25 protein-coding genes are annotated in these 20,506 nt (G+C 69.4%); 20 read left to right on the top strand and 5 right to left on the bottom strand.

The window, feature by feature from the left end:
- Positions 1–181 precede the first annotated feature (181 nt).
- Positions 182–532: a nitrite reductase small subunit NirD gene (gene nirD, locus ACFCVM_RS03115; protein WP_375833714.1), complete on the top strand. Its 351-nt coding sequence runs from the start codon at positions 182–184 to the stop codon at positions 530–532.
- 47 nt (positions 533–579) lie between these two features.
- Here nirD and map read toward each other — a convergent pair whose 3' ends face one another.
- Positions 580–1,347, bottom strand: coding sequence for a type I methionyl aminopeptidase (gene map, locus ACFCVM_RS03110; RefSeq protein WP_375833712.1), 768 nt, complete (start codon positions 1,345–1,347; stop codon positions 580–582).
- 105 nt (positions 1,348–1,452) lie between these two features.
- Here map and ACFCVM_RS03105 point away from each other — a divergent pair, with 105 nt between their 5' ends.
- The 5 genes from ACFCVM_RS03105 (at position 1,453) to ACFCVM_RS03085 (ending at position 4,350) form a co-directional block, all read left to right on the top strand.
- Positions 1,453–1,959, top strand: coding sequence for a hypothetical protein (locus ACFCVM_RS03105; protein ID WP_375833709.1), 507 nt, complete (start codon positions 1,453–1,455; stop codon positions 1,957–1,959).
- Positions 1,960–2,163: 204 nt separating this feature from the next.
- Positions 2,164–2,511: a 50S ribosomal protein L19 gene (gene rplS, locus ACFCVM_RS03100; RefSeq protein WP_139416892.1), complete on the top strand. Its 348-nt coding sequence runs from the start codon at positions 2,164–2,166 to the stop codon at positions 2,509–2,511.
- Between the two features lie 81 nt (positions 2,512–2,592).
- Entirely contained in the window at positions 2,593–3,339 is a 747-nt protein-coding gene (lepB, locus tag ACFCVM_RS03095; RefSeq protein ID WP_375833707.1) for a signal peptidase I, read from the top strand.
- Position 3,340: 1 nt separating this feature from the next.
- Entirely contained in the window at positions 3,341–4,021 is a 681-nt protein-coding gene (locus tag ACFCVM_RS03090; RefSeq protein WP_375833705.1) for a ribonuclease HII, read from the top strand.
- 5 nt (positions 4,022–4,026) lie between these two features.
- The gene (locus ACFCVM_RS03085) at positions 4,027–4,350 is read left to right on the top strand and encodes a DUF2469 family protein (RefSeq protein ID WP_022891843.1); all 324 of its coding nucleotides are present in this window, start codon (positions 4,027–4,029) and stop codon (positions 4,348–4,350) included.
- Between the two features lie 55 nt (positions 4,351–4,405).
- Here the strand turns inward: ACFCVM_RS03085 and ACFCVM_RS03080 are convergent, their stop codons facing one another.
- Positions 4,406–4,696: a DUF1905 domain-containing protein gene (locus ACFCVM_RS03080; protein WP_375833702.1), complete on the bottom strand. Its 291-nt coding sequence runs from the start codon at positions 4,694–4,696 to the stop codon at positions 4,406–4,408.
- A gap of 160 nt (positions 4,697–4,856) precedes the next feature.
- Between ACFCVM_RS03080 and ACFCVM_RS03075 the strand changes: the two genes are divergently transcribed.
- From ACFCVM_RS03075 to ACFCVM_RS03055, 5 genes are all read left to right on the top strand, one after another.
- Positions 4,857–5,213, top strand: coding sequence for a YraN family protein (locus ACFCVM_RS03075; protein WP_375833700.1), 357 nt, complete (start codon positions 4,857–4,859; stop codon positions 5,211–5,213).
- A complete protein-coding gene (locus tag ACFCVM_RS03070; RefSeq protein WP_375833698.1) occupies positions 5,213–6,763 on the top strand; it encodes a YifB family Mg chelatase-like AAA ATPase in 1,551 nt (516 codons plus the stop codon). Before ACFCVM_RS03075 ends, ACFCVM_RS03070 begins: the two co-directional genes overlap by 1 nt.
- Positions 6,760–8,013, top strand: a complete 1,254-nt coding sequence (dprA, locus tag ACFCVM_RS03065) for a DNA-processing protein DprA (protein ID WP_375833696.1) — start codon at positions 6,760–6,762, stop codon at positions 8,011–8,013. The genes ACFCVM_RS03070 and dprA overlap by 4 nt, the downstream gene beginning before the upstream one ends.
- Positions 8,014–8,074: 61 nt before the next feature.
- Entirely contained in the window at positions 8,075–8,983 is a 909-nt protein-coding gene (locus ACFCVM_RS03060) for a phosphodiesterase (protein ID WP_375833693.1), read from the top strand.
- 64 nt (positions 8,984–9,047) lie between these two features.
- Complete coding sequence (locus ACFCVM_RS03055; protein ID WP_375833691.1) at positions 9,048–10,010, top strand: tyrosine recombinase XerC; 963 nt, start codon at positions 9,048–9,050, stop codon at positions 10,008–10,010.
- Positions 10,011–10,029: 19 nt separating this feature from the next.
- Here the strand turns inward: ACFCVM_RS03055 and ACFCVM_RS03050 are convergent, their stop codons facing one another.
- The gene (locus ACFCVM_RS03050) at positions 10,030–10,557 is read right to left on the bottom strand and encodes a M23 family metallopeptidase (RefSeq protein ID WP_375833688.1); all 528 of its coding nucleotides are present in this window, start codon (positions 10,555–10,557) and stop codon (positions 10,030–10,032) included.
- A gap of 329 nt (positions 10,558–10,886) precedes the next feature.
- Here ACFCVM_RS03050 and rpsB point away from each other — a divergent pair, with 329 nt between their 5' ends.
- From rpsB to ACFCVM_RS03005, 9 genes are all read left to right on the top strand, one after another.
- The gene (gene rpsB / locus ACFCVM_RS03045) at positions 10,887–11,828 is read left to right on the top strand and encodes a 30S ribosomal protein S2 (RefSeq protein ID WP_375833686.1); all 942 of its coding nucleotides are present in this window, start codon (positions 10,887–10,889) and stop codon (positions 11,826–11,828) included.
- A 28-nt stretch (positions 11,829–11,856) separates the two neighbouring features.
- Positions 11,857–12,687, top strand: a complete 831-nt coding sequence (gene tsf / locus ACFCVM_RS03040) for a translation elongation factor Ts (RefSeq protein ID WP_375833683.1) — start codon at positions 11,857–11,859, stop codon at positions 12,685–12,687.
- Positions 12,688–12,853: 166 nt separating this feature from the next.
- Complete coding sequence (pyrH, locus tag ACFCVM_RS03035; protein WP_375833680.1) at positions 12,854–13,585, top strand: UMP kinase; 732 nt, start codon at positions 12,854–12,856, stop codon at positions 13,583–13,585.
- Positions 13,586–13,618: 33 nt separating this feature from the next.
- Positions 13,619–14,173, top strand: coding sequence for a ribosome recycling factor (gene frr, locus ACFCVM_RS03030; protein WP_056009535.1), 555 nt, complete (start codon positions 13,619–13,621; stop codon positions 14,171–14,173).
- Positions 14,174–14,259: 86 nt separating this feature from the next.
- The gene (locus ACFCVM_RS03025) at positions 14,260–15,165 is read left to right on the top strand and encodes a phosphatidate cytidylyltransferase (RefSeq protein WP_375833677.1); all 906 of its coding nucleotides are present in this window, start codon (positions 14,260–14,262) and stop codon (positions 15,163–15,165) included.
- 35 nt (positions 15,166–15,200) lie between these two features.
- Positions 15,201–15,755 (top strand): DivIVA domain-containing protein, encoded by a 555-nt coding sequence (locus tag ACFCVM_RS03020; protein ID WP_375833675.1) that lies wholly within the window; start codon positions 15,201–15,203, stop codon positions 15,753–15,755.
- 56 nt (positions 15,756–15,811) lie between these two features.
- Positions 15,812–16,549, top strand: a complete 738-nt coding sequence (locus ACFCVM_RS03015) for a lytic transglycosylase domain-containing protein (protein ID WP_375833672.1) — start codon at positions 15,812–15,814, stop codon at positions 16,547–16,549.
- Positions 16,550–16,606: 57 nt separating this feature from the next.
- On the top strand, positions 16,607–16,915 hold the full coding sequence (locus tag ACFCVM_RS03010) for a hypothetical protein (RefSeq protein ID WP_375833670.1): 309 nt from the start codon (positions 16,607–16,609) through the stop codon (positions 16,913–16,915).
- Positions 16,912–17,646: an alpha/beta hydrolase gene (locus tag ACFCVM_RS03005; RefSeq protein ID WP_375833667.1), complete on the top strand. Its 735-nt coding sequence runs from the start codon at positions 16,912–16,914 to the stop codon at positions 17,644–17,646. Before ACFCVM_RS03010 ends, ACFCVM_RS03005 begins: the two co-directional genes overlap by 4 nt.
- Positions 17,647–17,697: 51 nt before the next feature.
- Here ACFCVM_RS03005 and ACFCVM_RS03000 read toward each other — a convergent pair whose 3' ends face one another.
- Both ACFCVM_RS03000 and ACFCVM_RS02995 read right to left on the bottom strand, forming a co-directional pair.
- On the bottom strand, positions 17,698–18,762 hold the full coding sequence (locus ACFCVM_RS03000) for an AI-2E family transporter (protein WP_375833665.1): 1,065 nt from the start codon (positions 18,760–18,762) through the stop codon (positions 17,698–17,700).
- Positions 18,763–18,792: 30 nt separating this feature from the next.
- Positions 18,793–20,406, bottom strand: a complete 1,614-nt coding sequence (locus ACFCVM_RS02995; RefSeq protein ID WP_375833663.1) for a DivIVA domain-containing protein — start codon at positions 20,404–20,406, stop codon at positions 18,793–18,795.
- Positions 20,407–20,506: the final 100 nt, after the last annotated feature.

Below are 20,506 nucleotides of genomic sequence, written 5' to 3'. Positions count from 1 at the left end.
CGAATGAGGCGAGCGTACGACCGGCTGGTTTCCGCCCTGTTTCGGGGCGGTAACCGAAGCGGTGCACCGGCGCACGTGCGGCGAGGCGCGATGTGAGGACGGTTTCACACCGCTGAAACATGCGGATGCCGCGGGGGAAACACCCCGAACCTAGCCTCGGAGGAACGCGAGAGGAGCCGGCATGTCGCTGACGATGGACACGACCACGACGTGGGTGCCGACGTGCGAGGTCGCCGAGCTCGAGCCGGGTTGGGGCGAGGTCGCGCTGCTGGGGCGCACCCAGGTCGCCCTGCTCCGCGTCGACGAGGAGGAGGTGTACGCCGTGGACCACCACGACCCGCACACGGGCGCACCAGTGATGGCCAGGGGCATCCTCGGCTCTCGAGGCGACCGGCCGACGATCGCGTCGCCGTTGCACAAGGAGGTCTACGACCTCGGCACGGGGGAGTGCTTCACCGACAGCGCGCTCGCGCTGCGGACGTATCGCACCCGGATCGTCGGCGGCATGATCGAGGTCGAACTCGAGCGCTGAGCCCCTCGTGCACTTCCTCGCGCGGGCTCAGCCGAAGGCGCGAGCGCTCAGGAACGCTGGGTGAGCACGATCGGGTCGCCGTCGGTGATCGCGATCGTGTGCTCCGAGTGCGCCCCGCGCGAGCCGTCGGCGCTGCGGAGGGTCCATCCGTCGGGATCGGTGAAGATGCGATCGGTGGTCGCGAGGAACCACGGCTCGATCGCGACCACGAGGCCCGGCTTCAACGGCAGGCCTCGACCGGGACGCCCGTTGTTCGGGATGTGCGGGTCGCCGTGCATCGTGCGACCGACGCCGTGCCCGCCGAAGTCGGTGTTGATCGAGTAGCCCTCGGCCTTCGCGACATCCGCGATCGCCCGTGAGATGTCGCCGATGCGATTGCCAGTGCGCGCTGCCGCGATGCCGGCGTCGAGTGCGCGGCGGGTCGTGTCGATGAGGCGCAGGTCGTCGCCCTGCGGGGTGCCGACGACGAGGGAGATCGCCGAGTCGGCGACCCATCCGTTCACCGATGCGGCGAAGTCGAGGCTCAGCAGGTCGCCGTCGCGCAGGACGTAGTCGTGGGGGAGGCCGTGCAGCACCGCGTCGTTGACGGAGGTGCAGATGACCTTGCCGAACGGGCTGGCACCGAACGAGGGGTGGTAGTCGATGTAGCAGCTCTCCGCGCCGGCCTTGCGGATCATCTCGTGCGCGAGGGCATCGAGTTCGAGCAGGTTCACTCCGACCGCGGCGGCGGCCGACGTGGCCTCCAGCACGCTCGCCACGAAGCGGCCGGCGGGCCGCATCTCCTCGATCTCTGCAGGGGTCCGAAGTTCAATCACGAGTCCATTCTGTCGGCTCCGCCCTGAGTGAACACCCGGCGCGCGCACAGCGGGTCGGATTACGCTGAGCTCATGCTCCTGCGGCGCGCACTGTACAGATGGCAGATGATCGCGGTCATCGTGCTGCCGGTGTGGCTCGCGGTGGGCTGGGCGATCTTCGGCGGAGGCGGCTGGGGCACGCTCGGGCTCGTCCTCGTCGTGCCCATCGCGTTCGTCGTGCTCGGCGTCGTCGCCCTCCTCACGAACGTGCGGCCGACCGTGCGGCAGGAGCGCGCGCTGTCGTGGATCGACGTCGGAGTGCTCACGGCCTGGCAGCTCTCGATCATCGGCACCGGATTCTACGGCGCCTCGGCCACGAGCTTCGGGGTGCTCGCGATCCTGCTCGGCATCGCCGCCTTCTGGGTCGCCGTCTGGCAGCTCGTCACCGACGGCGCCAACCGCATGAAGGCGTCGATGGCGGAGTTCGAGCGGCTCGCCGGCGAGCAGCCCGGCGCGTCGACCGGGACGTCGACGGGCGGCGCCTCGGCCGGTGCAGGTCCGGGCACCCGGCGCCCGCCGTTCGACGACGGCGGCGACGACGTGATCATCATCCACGAGGTCCGTGAAGACTGACCGCCGTTCGGGGCACGTGCGATCGGGTCATCCGGCGCCCGCTTTTGGCCCGATGGGCCGAGGCGTGGCACAATAGAGGATTGTGCCGCCGCAGGTCTCTGCCTCCGGGGAGCGCGCACGCACGATTCTTCGTGTGAGGCGGCACCAGAACTTCCATCCAATGATCCGCGTTCGACCGGTGGCGGGCGCAGAGAGCGAACCAACATGCATATCCTCGACCACGTCGACGCCGCGAGCCTGAGGTCGGATGTCCCCGACTTCCGCCCCGGCGACACCGTCAAGGTGCACGTCAACATCATCGAAGGCACGCGCTCGCGCATCCAGGTCTTCCAGGGCGTCGTCATCGGCCGCCAGGGTGAAGGCGTGCGCGAGACCTTCACGGTCCGCAAGGTCAGCTTCCAGGTCGGCGTCGAGCGCAAGTTCCCGGTGCACTCGCCCGTGATCGACCACATCGAGGTCGTCACCCGCGGTGACGTGCGTCGCGCGAAGCTGTACTACCTGCGCAAGCTCCGCGGCAAGAAGGCGAAGATCAAGGAGAAGCGCGACGCCTGATCCGCACTGCGGATCGCGCTCCACGCGAACTCTTCCCCGAGCTCCCCACCCCTAGACTGGGTGGGGAGCTCGGGCGGTTAAATGACAGAAGAAGACACAGGCACGCGAACGGATCGCGCGGTTTCGGCGACGCCGAACAGACGACGAGGCGTTCTGCTGTTCCTCCGAGACCTGCTCGTCATCTTCGTGGTGGCCGTGCTGGTCTCGTTCCTCATCAAGACGTTCCTCATCAGGTCGTTCTTCATCCCATCGCAGTCGATGGAGGAGACGCTCGTGAAAGACGATCGCATCATCGTGAACCAGCTGGTTCCCGAGGTCACGCCGCTCGAACGCGGCGACGTCGTCGTGTTCCGCGACCCCGGCGGATGGCTGCCGGCCCGCGTCGAGGTCGACCAGCCACCGCTCGTGGCGGCCGTCGACTGGTTCCTCGCCTTCGTGGGTCTCGCGGCCCCCGACTCGAACGACCACCTCGTCAAGCGCCTCATCGGCCTGCCCGGCGACCACGTCGTCTGCTGCAACGCCCTCGGCCAGATGAGCGTCAACGACGTGCCCCTCGACGAGCCCTACGTTGCGCTGCCGCCCGGCGACACGAAGGTCTCCGCCGACGACTTCGACGTCGTCGTCCCCGAGGACTCGCTCTGGGTCATGGGCGACAACCGCTACAACTCGAAGGACTCGCGGTACAACGGAGAGACGCCGCTCAAGGGCTTCGTGCCGATCGACAACGTCGTGGGCCGCGCCTTCGTCGTGAGCTGGCCGGTCGACCACTGGGCGTGGCTCGGCAACTACCCCGAGGTCTTCGACGGCGTCGACGAGGCGGGCGACTGACATGGCGCCTGCTGCAGTACCGACCCTTCGCGTCGAACGCGAGTTCTTCGCCGAATCGCCCATGATGCTCGCGTGCGACGAGGTCGGCCGGGGAGCCCTCGCGGGTCCAGTGACGATCGGCCTCGTGCTCATCGACTCCGGTGTCCGGCGCATGCCCGCCGGCCTCCGCGACTCGAAGCTCCTGAGCGAGCCGCGCCGCGAGGCGATGGCACCGCGAGCAGCCGCCTGGGTGCGGGCATCCGCCGTCGGCGAGGCCAGCGCGGCCGAGATCGACGAGCTCGGCATCATGGCCTGCCTCGGCCTGGCCGGGGCTCGAGCCTTCGCCGAGCTGTCGGCGGCCAACGAGCTCATCGCCGACGTGCCGCTGCTCCTCGACGGCAACCACGACTGGCTGAGCGCCTCGATCGAGCGTCGTGCGCGGGTCGTCACCCGCATCAAGGCCGACCGCGACTGCGCGTCGGTCGCCGCGGCATCCGTCATCGCGAAGGTGCACCGCGATCGCTTCATGCGCCGCGCTCACGACGAGCGCCCGCTGTACGCGTGGGACGAGAACAAGGGCTACTCGAGTCGTGCGCACTTCGCCGCGATCGCCGAGCACGGGCCGAGCGAGCTCCACCGCACCACGTGGCTGCACGAGCAGACCCAACCCGCACCGACGCTCTTCGACCTCAGCGTAGGATGAGTGCGATGGATGAGGACGAGTTCGAAGACTACGACCGCGAGGTCGAGCTGGCCCTGTATCGGGAGTACCGCGACATCGTGTCGCAGTTCAAGTACGTGGTCGAGACCGAGCGACGGTTCTACCTCGCGAACGAGGTCGAACTCGTGCGTCGGGACACCGAGCACGACTTCTACTTCGAGCTGACGATGAAAGACGTCTGGGTCTGGGACGTCTACCGTGCCGACCGCTTCGTGAAGTCGGTGCGCGTGCTCACCTTCAAGGACGTCAACGTCGAAGAGCTCGCCACGCGCGAGTTCGAGCTGCCGAAAGAGCTCGCGCTCGACGAGTAGTCGCCCGCCGACCCGATGCGCTCGGATCCGACCGTGACGTCTGGCCCGGCGAGTCTCAGCTGAGGCGGCGTTCGAGGCGCACCGTCACCGTGTCGCCGAGGTCCTTGCCGAGCTTCTCGCGGAGCTTCGCGTTCAGCGAGAGCATGTGACCGCCGGTTCCGGTGGTCATCAGGCCGACGTTGCGCACCTGCACGCCGTCGACCGTGGCATCGACCCTGACGGCCTTGCCCGTGCCGAAGAACTCGGCGGAGCCCGGCATCTCGACGCAGGCCCAGATCTCGCCCTTGACGTCGACGCCGATCGGTGCGGTGAATTCGTGGTCGAGCGGTACGGGTTCGAACGTCATCTCGATCTCCTCAGGCGACTCGCGGGTCTCCGCCCATCATGCACCCGGCCGCAGTCACTCGGTCTCCCCACGTGCGATCTCCGCGAGTTCTCCACGGCGTCGCTGCGGGCGCCGAGTCGTGGCAGCGACCCCCGCCACGCTGGGCGAGGAGGTGGTGCGGATGTCGCACAATGCAGAGCTCGGCCGACGCGGCGAGCAACTCGCGGTCGAGCATCTCGAGGCGCGCGGCATGCGGGTGCTCGAACGCAACTGGCGGTGCCGCATCGGCGAGATCGACATCGTCGCCCGCGACGGCCGCGACACGGTGTTCGTCGAGGTGAAGACGCGCACCTCCGGTGACTACGGGCATCCGTTCGAGGCCATCACGCCGCTCAAGCTCGCGCGCATGCGGCGGCTCGCGATCGCCTGGTGCGAGGCGGCGGATGCCCCAGTCGCGCGCATCCGCATCGACGCCGTCGCGGTACTGGCGCCGACGGAGGCGCCCGCGCTCATCGAGCATCTCGAGGGCATCAACTGATGCCGGTCGCGCGCACCCGCTCCGTCGCCCTCCTCGGCCTGACCGGCTCGGTCGTCGAGGTCGAGGCCGACCTCTCGTCGCAGCTCCCCGCCTTCGTCATCATCGGACTGCCCGACGCCGCCCTCGGCGAGGCCCGCGATCGCGTGCGCGCCGCAGCGGTGAACGCCGGCTGCCCCCTTCCGCAGCGGCGGCTCACCGTCAACCTGTCGCCCGCGGCCCTGCCGAAGCACGGCTCGGGATTCGACCTCGCGATCGCCGTCGCCTGCCTGGCGGCGGCAGGTGACATCTCGGCCGAGTCGGTCGAGCGGGTCGTGCATCTCGGAGAACTGGGGCTCGACGGCCGTCTCCGGCCCATCGACGGCATCCTCCCCGCCGTGCTCGCCGCCGTGCGCGCCGGCTACGACACCGTCATGGTGCCCGCCGCCAACTCAGACGAGGCACGACTCGTGCCCGGGGTGAGCGTGATCGGCGTGGCGTCGCTGCTCGACGCCGCGGTGCATCACGGGGGCGTCTACGACGAGCGGGCGTTCGAGGCAGTGCCGGCGCCCGATCGCTCCGATCCGACTGGAGCAGCGGAGGAGTCGCACGGCGACCTCGCCGACGTCTCGGGCAACGATGACGCCGTCGAGGCGCTGCTCGCGGCCGCGGCCGGCGGGCACCATGTCTTCCTGCTCGGCCCGCCCGGCGCGGGCAAGACGATGCTGGCGTCCCGCCTTCCGGGCATCCTTCCCGACCTCGATGCCGACGAGGCACTCGAGGTCGCGTCGCTCCGCTCCCTCTCAGGACGGCCGCCGGTGGCGGGGCTCTCGCACCGCCCGCCGTTCGAAGCGCCGCACCACACGGCCACTGCCGCGGCGATGGTCGGCGGCGGCAGTCGACTCATCCGCCCCGGTGCTGCAGCGCGCGCCTCGCACGGCGTGCTGTTCCTCGATGAGGCGCCCGAGTTCCCGTCGGCGGTGCTCGACGTGCTGCGCCAGCCGCTCGAATCCGGTTCGATCTCGATCCATCGGGCGAACGCCGTCGCCTCCTTCCCGGCCCGCTTCCAACTCGTGATCGCCGCGAATCCGTGTCCGTGCGGCAATCACGGGTCGAAAGGGGCGGAGTGCACGTGCCCGCCGATCGCACGACGTCGGTACCTCGCTCGCATCTCCGGGCCGCTCCTCGACCGCATCGACGTGCAGCTCAGGGTGCCGCGCATCACCGCGGCGGGCCTTCGTCTCGCCGCCGAGCGTCCAGGACCGTCCACTGCGGCCGCCCGCGCCCGGGTCGTCGAGGCCCGCGCCCGCGCCGCGCGTCGCTTGCGCGGCACCCCATGGCGCACCAACGCGCAGATGCCGGGCCCCTGGATGCGCGGTGCAGGCGGGCTCCATCCGGGCGGTCGCGCGACCGTCGACCTCGATCGCGCACTCGAACTCGGCGGTGTGACCATGCGCGGTTACGACCGCATCCTCAAGGTCGCCTGGACCCTCGCCGACCTCGACGGTGCAGACACTCCGGCCCTCGACCACGTCGGCCGCGCGCTCTTCCTCAGAAAGGGACTCCCACTGTGAACACCGTCCACCGCGAAGCGACGGGGTTGCGTGCCGTGCTCTCGGCAGTGCGATCGGCACCGATCGCCGACGACGCCGCGCTCGACGAGATCTTCGCCCGGGCGCTGCTCGGGTCGGTCGCCGAGCCCGGCGACGGACTCCTCGGCCGTGCGATCGACGCCATCGGCGCGGTCGGCGCGGCCGCGCTCCTCCTCGACTCCGCGAGTCCGACCGTCTTCGCCGATGCCCTGACGGTTGCGGGCGGTTCGATCGACGCCCGCGAGGCGGAGTCGGGCCTCGAACGCTGGACGCCGCGGCTCGATCACGCGGCGTTCGCGCGATCGCTCCAACAGGCCGCCCGGGTCGGGGCGCGCCTGCTCCTGCCGAGCGACGCCGCATGGCCGGTCGGAGTCGACGAGCTCGGCATCCACGCCCCGCTCGTGCTCTGGGTTCGCGGTCGCGAGCACGCGCTCGACGGCTCGTCGGCATCGATCTCTCTCGTCGGCGCCCGCGCGGCGACCGGCTACGGCGAGCACGTCACCATGGAGGCATCCGCCGGGCTCGTCGATCGCGGGTTCACGATCGTCAGCGGCGGTGCCTACGGCATCGACGGCATGGCGCACCGCTCGGCGCTCGCGAGCCATGGCACGACGGTGGCCTTCCTCGCCGGGGGAGTCGACCGGTTCTACCCGATGGGTCATGAGAGCCTGCTCTCGCGAATCGTCGACACCGGAGCGGTCGTCTCCGAACTGCCGTGCGGGGCTGCGCCCACGAAATGGAGGTTCCTGCAGCGCAACCGGCTCATCGCGGCTGCGAGCGAGGGCACGGTCGTGCTCGAGGCCGGGTTCCGCTCGGGGTCGCTCAACACGGCAGCACACGCCGCCGCCCTCGGCCGCCCGCTCGGTGCGGTGCCCGGTCCGGTCACGAGCCCGGCTTCCGCCGGGTGTCACCGACTCCTGCGAGAGTTCGACGCCGTATGCGTGACCGACGCCGAGCAGATGGCCGAACTCGTCGGTGGAGCGCGGGCCCGCTCCGATGCTCGAGCCCGCGGGCCCGAACCCGACGATCGCGGCGCGCTCGGCACGGCCGAATCTTCTGACACGGTGCGCGTCCTCGACGCACTGAGCACTCGCAGCCCGCGCGAGTTGGCGGATATCGCACGGCGGTGCGGCATGACCCCGTCGGCGGTGATGGGCGTGCTCGGCGGGCTCGAAGCTGTGGGGCGGGCCAAGCGGCATCCGTTCGGCTGGTTGCGGGCCAAGCGCGGGTGACGGCGGCGCTCCCACGATGCGTCGGCGGCACGGCCTAGGCTGACGGCGGAAGGAGGGCTCGATGCAGCACCCGCAGCTCGGCCGGTACCCGGCAGCCCGACACGTCATCGCCCAGGTGAGCGACACCCACCTCCTGCGCGGCGGCGCGCCGCTCGGCGGAGTCGCCGACACGGTCCAGGCGCTCGCGCAGGTTTCGGCACAGCTCGAGCGACTCGGCGGTGGGGTCGACGCGATCGTCGTCACCGGCGACATCGCCGACATGGGCGAACCCGACGCCTATCGACTCGCGCGCGCCGCGCTCGAACCGCTCGCCGAACGCATGGGCTCCCGCCTGGTGTGGGTGATGGGCAACCACGACGAGCGCGCCGCGTTCCGCAGCGAGCTGCTCGGCGAGCCCGCGAGCGACGCGCCGGTGCACCGTGTCGTCGAGGTCGACGGCCTCCGCATCATCGCCCTCGACTCCACGGTGCCCGACTACCACCACGGCGAGCTCGACGACGCATCGCTCGACTGGCTCGCGACGACCCTCGAGACGCCCGCCGAGCACGGCACGGTCGTCGCGCTGCACCACGCGCCCATCGCCACGCCGCTCGCGCTGATGGACGTGCTCGAGCTCCGCGGCCAGGACCGCTTCGCCGAGGTCCTCCGCGGCCGAGATGTGCGGCTGATCCTCGGCGGCCACCTCCACTATGCGACGAACGGGAGCTTCGCGGGCATCCCCGTCTCCGTCGCCGGGGCCACCGCGTACACGATGGACCTCTCCGCCACGCCGCGAGATCTCGTCGGCGTCGACGGCGGTCGCTCCTTCTCACTCGTGCACCTCTATGCCGACGGCGTCGTGACCTCGGTCGTGCCGGTCGGGCCGTACACGCCCGTCACGACGCTCGACGAGGTCTTCCTCGACGAGATCGAGTCGTTGTCGCCCGAGGCCCGTCTCGAGCGGTTCTCGCGCAAGCTCGGCACGGCGTGAGTCCGAGCGTTGCTTCCGGGCGTGCCGTGCGCCGTGCCGGCCCGCGCGGGAGCAAGCTGGTCACGTGAACCTCGACCAGCTGCTCGACGACTACCTGTCGCACGTCGCGGTCGAGCGTGGGTACTCGCCACACACCGTCGCCGCCTATCGGAGCGATCTCGTCGAGCTCATCTCCTTCACCGAGGCTCGTGGTTCGACCGACGCCGCGGCGATCGACCTGCCGCTCCTGCGCGACTGGCTCTGGACGGCCACCGAACGCGGACTCGCCCGGTCGAGCATCGCGCGCCGCGCGGCTTCCGCTCGGGGATTCACCGCCTGGCTGAGTCGCCGCGGCCTGCTCGAAGCCGATCCCGGTGTGCGGCTCAGGGCGCCGCGGGCGCAGCGCACGCTGCCGCGCGTCGTCACCGAGCAGGCCGTGACCGATGCCCTCGCCGCGCTGGCCGCCCGGGCAGCAGGCGACGCACCCGCCGAGGTGCGCGATCTCGCGATCATCGAGCTGCTGTACGCGTCGGCCCTCCGAGTCTCGGAACTCGTCGGACTCGACCTCGACGACGTCGATCGACGACGGCGCATCGTGCGCGTGCTCGGCAAGGGCTCCAAGGAGCGGATGGTTCCCTACGGGGCTCCAGCAGCCCGTGCGATCGACCGGTATCTCGACGTGGCGCGACCGAAGATCGTCGCGAGTGCGAGTGCGAGTGCGAGTGCGAGTGCGAGTGCGAGTGCGAACACTGCGCTGGCGCCGGGTGCCGCGAACGCCGTGTTCCTCGGCGCTCGTGGCGGGCGCATGGGGGTGCGGAGCGTCTACCGGCTCGTCGCCGCCATTCTCGAGGAGATCCCGGGCACCGGGCCAAGTGGGCCGCACGCCTTCCGGCACACCGCGGCGACGCACCTGCTCGACGGAGGCGCTGACCTCCGCGCCGTGCAGGAGTTCCTGGGACACGCGAGCCTCGGCACCACCCAGATCTACACGCACGTGTCGTCGGAGCGGCTCAAGCAGAGCTACCGCACGGCGCATCCTCGCGCCTGACGCGGGCGGCACGCCTGTCTCAGTCGAGCGGGAGCAGCACCGCTCTGGGCAGCCCGCCGAGGAAGAGGAACGGCGACACGTACTCGCCGTCGACACGCACGCCGAAATGCACGCACCCTGCGGTGCAGTGCCCGCCCGTCGAGACCGTGCCGATCGCGTCGCCCGCCGCGACGGGCGCACCTGTCGCGACGAGCCCGGCGACCGGCTCGATCGCGCTCACGACGCCGTCGCCGTGATCGATCGAGACGACCGGGCGCCCTGCGACCAGGCCGCTGAAGCTCACCACCCCTGGAGCGGCGGCGACCACGGTCGCAGCCGGGGTCGCCGCGATGTCGATGCCGCGATGACCGGCCGTGTACGGCGTGGGCGGGGCGCGGAACGGGGCGACGACACGGATCGGCGCAGCGACGGGCCATCGCCAGGGCTCCGCGGGCTCGTACTGCGATGGACGGACGGCAGCGACTCGAGCGGTCGATCGCGGCGACGGTGCCGCGGTCGCGGACGAGGCCGCAGAGATCGGAACGACCAGCAGGAGAACGACGATCACGCTCAGAGGCGAGACCGGGCGCCCCGCCCGCCGTCTGCGATTCGGTGTCGGAGCGTTCATGATCCGATGATCGGGCCGGCACGCGGCATCCGCTCGCGTCGGCGCCGGAGACGTGGATGCACCCGGCCGACCGCGGTTGGGGAGGGGCAGTGCCGATGGTAGAGTATCGGGAGCACCCCGGTCTTCCGGGGTGACTACGCGCGCCATTTCGGCCGACGACTCCACTCAGTCCAGTCTCTGCGTCATCGCAGGAACCGGCGGAGCCGTGCCGGGCGCCAGGGCTCCAGCCGCCGGCCGGAGCGACAACTGAGAACAAAGGAGTACGGCTCATGGCCGTCGTCACCATTCGCCAGCTGCTCGACAGCGGCGTTCACTTCGGGCACCAGACCCGCCGTTGGAACCCGAAGATGAAGCGCTTCATCCTCACGGAGCGTTCGGGCAGCTACATCATCGACCTGCAGCAGTCGCTCGCCTACATCGACAAGACGTACGACTTCGTGCGCGAGACGGTCGCCCACGGCGGCACCATCCTCTTCGTCGGCACGAAGAAGCAGGCGCAGAACGCGATCGCCGAGCAGGCGACCCGCGTCGGCCAGCCCTACGTGAACCAGCGCTGGCTCGGTGGCCTCCTCACCAACTTCCAGACGGTCTCCAAGCGCCTCGCGCGCATGAAGGAGCTCGAGGAGCTCGACTTCGAAGGCACCACGAGTGGCTTCACCAAGAAGGAACTCCTCATCAAGAAGCGCGAGCTCGACAAGCTGCACAAGTCGCTCGGTGGTATCCGCAACCTGACGAAGACGCCGTCGGCGCTCTGGGTTGTCGACACCAAGAAGGAGCACCTCGCGATCGACGAGGCCAAGAAGCTCGGCATCCCCGTCATCGGCATCCTCGACACCAACTGCGACCCCGACGAGGTCCAGTACCCGATCCCGGGCAACGACGACGCGATCCGTTCGGTGAGCCTGCTCACCCGCATCGTCGCCGACGCTGCAGCCGAGGGCCTCATCGAGCGTCACCAGAAGCCCGAGGCCGAGGGCAACGTCTCCGCCGTCGAGCCGCTCGCCGAGTGGGAGCAGGAGCTCCTCCAGGCCGGCTCCGAGACCACCCCCGAGCAGGCTTCGGCCGAGACCGAGGTTGTTGCCGAGACCGTCGCAGAGGCCAAGGCCGAAGCGGCCGAGGTCGTCGACGAAGCCGCGACCGAGGTCGCCGCGACCGAGACCGCTGCCGACGTCGAAGGCGCTGAGGCTGCCGAAGCCGCCGAGTCCAAGTAACACCACGAGTTCAGGAGACTTCAGAGATATGGCCAACTTCACTCTCGAAGACGTCAAGACCCTGCGCGAGCGCCTCGGCACCGGCATGGTCGACACGAAGAATGCTCTCGTCGAAGCCGATGGCGACATGGAGAAGGCGGTCGAGATCCTCCGCCTGAAGGGTGCGAAGGGCAATGCCAAGCGCGCCGACCGCTCCACCGCCGAAGGCCTCGTCGCCGCCGTCGACAACGGCGACGGCACCGCGACGATGATCGAGCTCGCCTGCGAGACCGACTTCGTCGCCAAGGGCGACAAGTTCGTCGGCCTCGCCGACCGCGTGCTCGCTGCTGTCGCAGCTGCCCGTGCCGAGAACCTCGAGGCTGCACTCGCCGCTCCGGCCGACGGCAAGACCGTCGCGACCGTGATCGACGAAGAGGCCGCGATCCTCGGCGAGAAGGTCGAGCTCCGTCGCGTCCGCCTCGTCAAGGGCGAGCAGTTCTCGATCTACCTGCACAAGACGTCGAAGGACCTCCCGCCGCAGGTCGGCGTCGTGCTCGGCTACGCCGGCACCGACGCCGAGACGGCTCGTTCCATCGCTCAGCACATCTCGTTCGCGAACCCGGAGTACCTCACGCGTGAGGAAGTTCCGGCGGAGTCGGTCGAGAAGGAGCGCGCGATCGTCGAGCAGATCTCGCGTGAGGAGGGCAAGCCCGAGGCCGCCCTCCCGAAGATCATCGAGGGTCGCCTCGGTGCGTACTTCAAGCAGGTCGCGCTGCTCGAGCAGGACTACGCGAAGGACAACAAGCTGTCCGTCGCGAAGGTGCTTTCCGACGCGGGCCTCACGGTGAGCGACTTCGCTCGCTTCAAGGTCGGCGCCTAGGTGCCTCGAAGGAGTCCGGATCGTTCGCGATCCGGACTCCTTTGCTATGTCCGGAGCGATTCCGGACGCATGGCGGGTCGTGCCCGTCGAAAACGCCTGAGCAACGGCACTGCGCCGGGCTCGGCGAACCAGTAGCTTTGACCCCAGAGGGGAAGGATCGGTCGGGATGACGGAACACAAGCGCAGGGTCCTGCTGAAACTCTCGGGGGAGGCGTTCGGGGCCGGTGCCCTCGGGGTGAACCCCGACGTGATCAGCGCACTCGCACGCGAGATCGCCGATGCCGCGCGCACGGTCGAGATCGCGATCGTCGTCGGCGGCGGCAACTTCTTCCGCGGCGCCGAGCTCTCCCAGCGCGGCATGGATCGCGGCCGGGCCGACTACATGGGCATGCTCGGCACGGTGATGAATGCGCTCGCCCTCCAGGACTTCCTCGAGCAGGCCGGTGCCGAGACGCGCGTGCAGTCGGCGATCTCCATGACGCAGGTCGCCGAGCCCTACATTCCGCGTCGTGCGGAGCGGCACCTCGAGAAGGGACGGGTCGTCATCTTCGGCGCCGGCGCGGGTCTGCCCTACTTCTCGACCGACACGGTGGCCGCGCAGCGCGCCCTCGAGATCGACGCCGAGGTCGTGCTCGTCGCGAAGAACGGTGTCGACGGCGTCTACTCCGACGACCCGCGCACGAACCCCGACGCGCACAAGATCGACCGCATCAGCTACCAGGAGGCCCTGCAGCGCGGCCTCAAGGTCGTCGATTCGACGGCGTTCAGCCTCTGCATGGACAACGGCATGCCGATGCAGGTCTTCGGCATGGCGCCCCACGGCAACGTCACCAAGGCGATCCTCGGAGCCGACCTCGGCACGATCGTCAGCAACGGCGAGCCCGCCACCAGTCGATAGACTGTCTCGAGTAGCGAAACAGAAGGAGCCCCCGTGATCGCGGACGTACTTTCCGATGCCACCACACGCATGCAGAAGGCCGTGGAGGTCGCCAAAGACGACTTCTCGAGTGTTCGCACCGGTCGGGCGAACCCCCAGCTCTTCCAGAAGATCATGGTGAGCTACTACGGCACGCCCACGCCGCTCGCGCAGCTCGCATCGATGCAGAACCCCGAAGCGCGCACCCTCGTGGTCACGCCCTACGACAAGGGCGCCCTGAAGGACATCGAGCAGGCCATCCGCGACACCCCGAACCTCGGAGCGAACCCGTCGAACGACGGCAACATCATCCGCGTCACGCTGCCCGAGCTGACCGAGGAGCGTCGCCGCGAGTTCGTCAAGATCGTGCGCGGCAAGGCCGAAGACGCACGCGTCTCGGTCCGCAACATCCGCCGCAAGGCGAAGGACGACCTCGACGCCCTCAAGGGCGACGTGGGCGATGACGAGGTTTCGCGCGCGGAGAAGGAACTCGAGCAGATCACGAAGTCCAATGTGGACGCGATCGACGACGCCCTGAAGCGCAAGGAAGCCGAACTCCTCGAGGTCTGAGGCAGACGATGTCGGGCGTCCCAGAAGAGGATCAGTCGGACGCCGGGGGAGCTGAACGAACCTCGCGCGAGGAGTTCCGAGCGCAGGTGCATGCCCGAAAGGCCGACCTGGAGCGACAGTTCGAGGTCGGCAAGGCGCAGTTCGATCAGGCGCAGGAGAAGATCAAGGCCCGCACCGGCCGCAACCTGATCCTCGCGACCCTGATCGGGCTCGGCTTCGGAGCCGTGCTCCTGCTCAGCCTCCTCGTGATCAAAGAGCTGTTCATGCTCTTCGCCGTGCTGATCGCCGCGTTCGCCAGCTACGAACTGGCCCAGGCGCTGCGCAAGGGCGGCTATCACGTTCCCCGTATCCCGACCGTGGTCGTCGCGGTGGCCGCCGTGCCGCTCGCCTACTACGGGGGCGCGGGCGGTCAGCTGATCGCCGTGCTCGGCGGCATCCTCATCGTCTCGCTCTGGCGCCTCGGCGAACAGGCCGTGCCGTCGTTGCGCCGCTCGGGTCGTGAGCTCGCACGCGACGTCGCGGCCGGTGCGTTCGTGCAGGGGTACGTGACGTTCCTCGCGACCTTCGCGGTGGTGCTCACCGCGGCGGAGGGCGGCCAATGGTGGACGCTCGCGTTCATCGCGGTGGCGGTCGCCGCCGACACGGGCGCCTACGCGTTCGGCCTCATGCTCGGCAAGCACAAGATGGCGCCCGTCATCAGCCCGAAGAAGACCTGGGAGGGTTTCGCCGGCGGAGGCGCGGTCAGTCTCGTCGCCGGCGTGCTCCTGTCGACGCTCATGCTCGGCAACACCTGGTGGTTCGGTCTCATCTTCGGTGCTGCGATCTTCCTCACGGCGACGCTCGGCGATCTCGTCGAATCCCTGATCAAGCGTGACATCGGCATCAAGGACATGAGCTCGTGGCTTCCGGGCCACGGCGGATTCCTCGATCGTCTCGACTCGATCCTGCCCTCGGCCGCCGTCGCCTTCGTGGCATTCCGCATCTTCGGGTGAGCGTTTCCTCGCCGACCCTCCGCAATAATGGAGCCGTGGACTCCACCTTCCCTCGCGCTCGCAAGCCCAAGCTCGGATACAACACGGCTCAGGTCGAGTCGTTCCTGCAGGTGGCGCGCCGCGCATACGACGGCACCGCTCAGCCAGGCGATGAGCCGCTGACCTCGGATCGCATTCGATTGACGGCGTTCGGGATGCAGAAGGGCGGCTATTCGACGACCCATGTCGATCAGGCCCTCGAGCGGCTGGAAGACGCGTTCGCCGCTCAGGAGCGCCAGGTCGCGGCCCGGCTGCATGGGGGCGAGGCATGGCTCACCGAGGCGCGTGCGACCGCACAGGTGGTTTCCAACCGCCTCGCGCGCCCAGAGGGGCATCGCTTCGATCGCGTTGCGCCGCTCGTGCGCGGGTACAGCACCCGAGACGTCGACCGCTTCGCGGACAAGCTCACGAGGTACTTCAGCGACGGGTGGCCGATCTCGATCGACGACGTGCGCGGCGTCGTGTTCAAGACGCAGCGCGGCGGGTATCGCGAGGCTCAGGTCGACCTGCTCCTCGACGCCGTCGTCGACGTGATGCTCGCGGTCCGCTGACGTGCGCGCCGTCGAGTTGGAATCCTTCGCCGCTCTTTCGATACACTCGTCGAATCGTGGGTAGACATGCGGGAGGTGACGAGGCCGAGGAGCCACGTCATCAGACGACCGTCGCCGCGTCGACCTCCGCTTCAGGGCCGAACGATCGGCCGCCGGCAACTGCACGCCCGACCGTCTCATCGGCCGCCAGGCCGCCTCGTGTCGGCAAGGTCAAGCAGGCTGCGACCGTGGTGTTCGCCTTCGCGGCATCGGTCAGCTTCCTGCTCGTGAACGTGGTCGACCCGTTCTCGGGGGCGACCGCCTCGTCGAACTTCGCCGCCCAGACCGACCGTTTCGGCGGAGAACGCGTGCAGGCGATCGAGGTCGCCGGCGACTACTCGATCGACGTCGGCCAAGAGAGCTACGACGTCGAGAAGAAGCCCGAAGTCAGGCTCGCGCCCGCCTCGACGAGCGAGGGCAGCGGATGGGCTCCTCCCGCGGTGACTCCCGACCCCGGCTCGGCCCAGGCGTACGCAGCCGGTGCCGTCGCGGCACGTGGATGGGCGTCGAGCGAGTTCGACTGCCTCGTCGCACTCTGGAACAAGGAGTCGGGCTGGCGCGTGAACGCCTACAACGCCGGCAGCGGTGCGTACGGCATCCCGCAGGCGCTTCCCGGCTCGAAGATGGCGAGCGCCGGAGCCGACTGGGAGACCAGCGCGGCCACGCAGGTCGAGTGGGGGCTGGGATACGTCTCGGGCCGCTACGGCACGCCCTGCGGCGCGTGGGCGCACTCGCAAGACGTCGGCTGGTACTGAGCCCTCCGCGCAGCCCGCGGAGCGGAGGGGTCTCGCCTGCGGCCTAGACTGGATTCCATGGCGCGTTCGAACCGATCCCGGAGTCGGGCGGCTCGTGCCCGCGAGGAGCACCCCGAACTCGACGTCGAGCGTCTCACCTCGGGGTGGCGACGCACAGAGGTGCGCGGCGGTCGTGAGTGGAACGTGCAACCCGTCTCCGAGGCGCAGGCCGTGAAGGCCTACCTCTGCCCCGGCTGCGGTCAAGACGTCGTACCGGGCGTCGCCCACCTTGTGGCATGGCGCGCTGACGGCGTGCTCGGCGACGCGGCCGACCTGGCCTCGCGCCGTCATTGGCACACACACTGCTGGAGGATCGGCGCGGCATGAGCGACACGTCCATCGAGATCCGCGCGAGCGTCGAACTGCCCGCGCGTCGTGAAGAGATCGAGCTGCACACGGCCGACGGCCTGACCCTCGTCGGCGAGCTCGCCACGCCGCTCGACCGCCCGCCCGTCGCGACGCTCGTCACGCTGCATCCGCTGCCGACGGCAGGCGGCTTCATGGACTCGCACATCATCAGGAAGGCGGCCGCCCGCCTGCCGGAGCTCGCCGACCTCGCGGTGCTGCGATTCAACACGCGCGGCACCGTCTCGCCGCGCGGCACGAGCGAGGGCTCCTTCGGCGAGGGCGTCGCAGAGCGAGCGGATGTCGCGGCGGCCATGTCGTTCGTCGAGGAGCGCGCGCTGCCGCACCCGTGGCTCGTCGGCTGGTCGTTCGGCACCGAGCTCGCACTGAAGTACGGACTCGAGCACGGCATCGACGGGGCGATCCTGCTCTCGCCGCCGCTGCATCGCACGAGCGAGGCCGAGCTCGCGCGTTGGCAGCACGCGAAGCCCGAACTGGTCGCCCTGATTCCGGAGTTCGACGACTACCTGCGACCGGCCGAGGCGGCCGAGCGGTTCGCGAGCGTTCCGAAGATCACGCGTATCGACGTGACGGGCGGCAAGCACCTGTGGGTGGGGGAGTCGCAGACCCGTCGTGTGCTCGACGAGATCGTCGGAGTCGTCAACCCCGCAGCGCTGCCGTTGCCGACGGTGTGGCCCGCCGACGCGAGCTGAGGGCATTCGCACGCTGAGCGCACGCTGGTGCCGACCGGGAGCGTGGCGAGCTCAGCGCTCGTTCTGGTGCGGCACGACGACCTGCTTGATGATCAACAGGATGGCTGCGGCGACCGGGATCGCGACGAGTGCGCCGAGCACGCCGCCGAGCGATCCGCCCGCGAGCGCCGCGATGACCACGAGCGCGCCGGGCACCTTCACCGCGCGGTTCATGATGCGGGGGCTCAGCACGTATGCCTCGACCTGCATGTAGATCACGTAGTAGATCGCTGCGACGAGGGCCGTCAGCGGTGAGCCGAGGCCGGGGATCAGGCAGACGAGCACGATCAGCACCGAGCCGCTCAGCGTGCCCACCAGCGGCACCAACGAGAACAGGAAGGCGAGGAAGGCGAGCACCGCGGGGAACGGGGCCTGGATGATCGACAGGAACACGAAGCTCGCCACGCCGTTGACCGCGGCGAGCGAGACCTGGCCGAGCACGTAGCGGCCGACCGACTGGGTGATCTGCTCCGTGAGGTCGGCGAAGCGATCGCGCTTCGACGCGGGCACCAGCTGGTAGGTGGCGCGCTTCATCGTGTTCAGCGAGGAGACGAAGTAGAGCGTCAGGATGAAGACGATGACGACGCCGAACACCCCGGCACCGATCGCGACGGCCACCTGCAGCACGCCACCGGCGAGCTCGCTCAGCTTGTCGGGATTCGTGAAGAAGTCGGTGAGACCCGTCGTGACCTGGTCGCTGATCTCGTCGACCGGAACCTGCGGGAACTGCTCCTTCAGGAACTCGATCCAGTCTTGTGAACTCGTCTGGTCGACGATGCGCGGAATCTCGTCGACGAGTTGGCTCACCTGGTCGACGATGATCGGCACGACGGCGATCACGAGGGCGGCGACGAGCAGGCCGACCCCGCTCATGACGATCACGATCGCCGCCCAACGCGGAAGCCCCCGGCGCTCGAGCCAGCTGGTTGCCGGGTCGAGGCCGAGGGCCAGGAACAATGCGATGCCGACGTAGGCGATGATCGTCGACAGCGTCGCGATCGAACTGAGGATGAGGAGGCCGACACCCACACCGAGGGTGCCGACCAGCCCGATGCGGAACGCGTTCTGGATCTTCATCGAACGGCCCGCTCCCTCTGCTCGGACCGACTACTTGGTCTTCGCGGCGATCTGCTCCGCCTGCGTCAGAACGCCGCGGAGGCTCTCGAAGTAGCCGGCGACGGCGTCGCGCTCGATCTTGATCTGCGAGAGGCGATCCTCGGCATCTGCGACGAGCGCACGGGTGCGCTCCTCGGCGTCGGCGATGAGCTTGCGTGCCTGCTCGTGCGCTGCTGCGATGCGGTCGCGGGCCTCGTCGTCGGCCTTGTCGCGAACGACCGCGATGTCGGACCGGACCTCGGTCTCGAGGCGGTCGGCCTCTGCACGGCTCTCGGCGGTGCGAGCGACGGCCTCCGCGAGCTCGGCGTTGGCGTCCTCGAGGAACTTCTGGGTCTGCGCCACTGCCTCCTGGTGGGCGGCGAGGAGCTCCTGCTCGGCCTCGTCGCGCTTCGTCGACAGCTCGGATTCGAGGTCGAGGTGCGCCTTCTCGATCTCGCGGCGCATGCGGTTGACCTCGTGCGTGGTCTTCTTGCGCATCGCGGTGAGCTGGTTGTCGAGGTCGATGCGGCCCTGCTCGGACTCGGCGTCGAAGTCGGCGCGTGCCTGCTCCTGCTCGAGGGCGAGGTCGGCGCGCATCTGCTCGAGATCGGCGGCGTGCTTGGCGCGGATGCGCTCGAGCTCGTGCTGGAGCTTGAGGCGGGCTGCCTCGGCTTCGCGCTCGATGTCGACCTTCGCCTGCTCGCGCTGCTGGACCAGTTCGACCCGGCTGCCCTCGAGCTCGCGGTCGAGGTCGTTGCGTGCCTGCTCGAGCTCGTGCACGAGCGCGGCGCGGCGTTCGGCGATCTCGGCGTCGATGCCGGCGCGTGCCTCTGCGGACTCACGCTCGAGGTCGAGTCGGGACTGCTCGGTCTCCGCGGCGAGGTCGATGCGTGCCTGCTCGCTTTCGCGAGCGAGCTCGGCGCGGGCGCGGTCGAGCTCGATCGCGACCTCGGCGCGGGTCTGCTCGGTCTCCTGCGTGAGGCCCGCGGCGGTGGCCCGCGCGTCGGTGGCCTCGGCGTTGGCCGCCAGGAGGATCTCGGCGGATTTCCGCTCGGACGCGGCGATCATCGCTGCGGATTCCCGCTTCGCGCTCGTGCGGATCTCTGCGGTCTCGGTGGCGACCGCACCGCGGATCGCCGCGGCGTCGCGTGCGGCGTCCTGACGGAGCTGCTCGCTCGCCTCGTGCGAGCGGGAGACCATGTCGTCGGCCTCGGAGCGCGCGTTCTCGAGGATGCGGTTGGCCTGTGCGCGAGCCTCGGTGAGGGTGCGCTCGGCGAGTTCGTGCGCGTCGGAGCGCATGAGGTGCGCCTCGTCTTCGGCGGCACGACGGAGCTTCTCAGCGTCGATGTCGGCCTGCGCGATGAGGCGGGTGGACTGCTCTTCCGCGACACGGAGGGTGTTCTCGAGCTTGGTGCCGAGACCGGAGAACGTGGGGCTGCCGACCTCTTCGAGCTCGGCCGTCAACTCCTCGATGCGTGCGAGGAGACGCTTGTTCTCCTTGACGCTGTCGGTGCTCTGGTTGTTCGCGGCGATGATGTCGCGGCGAAGACCATTGATCGCCTTGTCGACCTCGTCTTTGTCATATCCGCGGAACACCTGCGTGAACTCGGTCTCTTCGACGGCCATTCTTCCTCCGGGCTCTGTCCCGCGTCGTGGGGGCGCATGCGGGATGGTGTGTCCGATTGTACGGGTCGCGCGAGGTACGCGGAGACACCGGACTTCCAGC

The sequence above is a fragment of the Agromyces sp. NPDC056389 genome (assembly GCF_042262385.1).
Classification (GTDB): Bacteria; Actinomycetota; Actinomycetes; order Actinomycetales; family Microbacteriaceae; genus Agromyces.
This window is presented reverse-complemented; position numbering and strand designations above follow the sequence as displayed.

Excerpts from the sequence above, each read along its gene's own strand:
- nirD (WP_375833714.1), top strand. The coding sequence starts at position 182 with ATGTCGCTGACGATGGACACGACCACGACGTGGGTGCCGACGTGCGAG.
- ACFCVM_RS03105 (WP_375833709.1), top strand. The coding sequence starts at position 1,453 with ATGATCGCGGTCATCGTGCTGCCGGTGTGGCTCGCGGTGGGCTGGGCG.
- rplS (WP_139416892.1), top strand. The coding sequence starts at position 2,164 with ATGCATATCCTCGACCACGTCGACGCCGCGAGCCTGAGGTCGGATGTC.
- lepB (WP_375833707.1), top strand. The coding sequence starts at position 2,593 with ATGACAGAAGAAGACACAGGCACGCGAACGGATCGCGCGGTTTCGGCG.
- ACFCVM_RS03090 (WP_375833705.1), top strand. The coding sequence starts at position 3,341 with ATGGCGCCTGCTGCAGTACCGACCCTTCGCGTCGAACGCGAGTTCTTC.
- ACFCVM_RS03085 (WP_022891843.1), top strand. The coding sequence starts at position 4,027 with ATGGATGAGGACGAGTTCGAAGACTACGACCGCGAGGTCGAGCTGGCC.
- ACFCVM_RS03080 (WP_375833702.1), bottom strand. The coding sequence starts at position 4,696 with ATGACGTTCGAACCCGTACCGCTCGACCACGAATTCACCGCACCGATC.
- ACFCVM_RS03075 (WP_375833700.1), top strand. The coding sequence starts at position 4,857 with ATGTCGCACAATGCAGAGCTCGGCCGACGCGGCGAGCAACTCGCGGTC.
- ACFCVM_RS03070 (WP_375833698.1), top strand. The coding sequence starts at position 5,213 with ATGCCGGTCGCGCGCACCCGCTCCGTCGCCCTCCTCGGCCTGACCGGC.
- ACFCVM_RS03060 (WP_375833693.1), top strand. The coding sequence starts at position 8,075 with ATGCAGCACCCGCAGCTCGGCCGGTACCCGGCAGCCCGACACGTCATC.
- rpsB (WP_375833686.1), top strand. The coding sequence starts at position 10,887 with ATGGCCGTCGTCACCATTCGCCAGCTGCTCGACAGCGGCGTTCACTTC.
- tsf (WP_375833683.1), top strand. The coding sequence starts at position 11,857 with ATGGCCAACTTCACTCTCGAAGACGTCAAGACCCTGCGCGAGCGCCTC.
- pyrH (WP_375833680.1), top strand. The coding sequence starts at position 12,854 with ATGACGGAACACAAGCGCAGGGTCCTGCTGAAACTCTCGGGGGAGGCG.
- ACFCVM_RS03010 (WP_375833670.1), top strand. The coding sequence starts at position 16,607 with ATGGCGCGTTCGAACCGATCCCGGAGTCGGGCGGCTCGTGCCCGCGAG.
- ACFCVM_RS03005 (WP_375833667.1), top strand. The coding sequence starts at position 16,912 with ATGAGCGACACGTCCATCGAGATCCGCGCGAGCGTCGAACTGCCCGCG.
- ACFCVM_RS03000 (WP_375833665.1), bottom strand. The coding sequence starts at position 18,762 with ATGAAGATCCAGAACGCGTTCCGCATCGGGCTGGTCGGCACCCTCGGT.
- ACFCVM_RS02995 (WP_375833663.1), bottom strand. The coding sequence starts at position 20,406 with ATGGCCGTCGAAGAGACCGAGTTCACGCAGGTGTTCCGCGGATATGAC.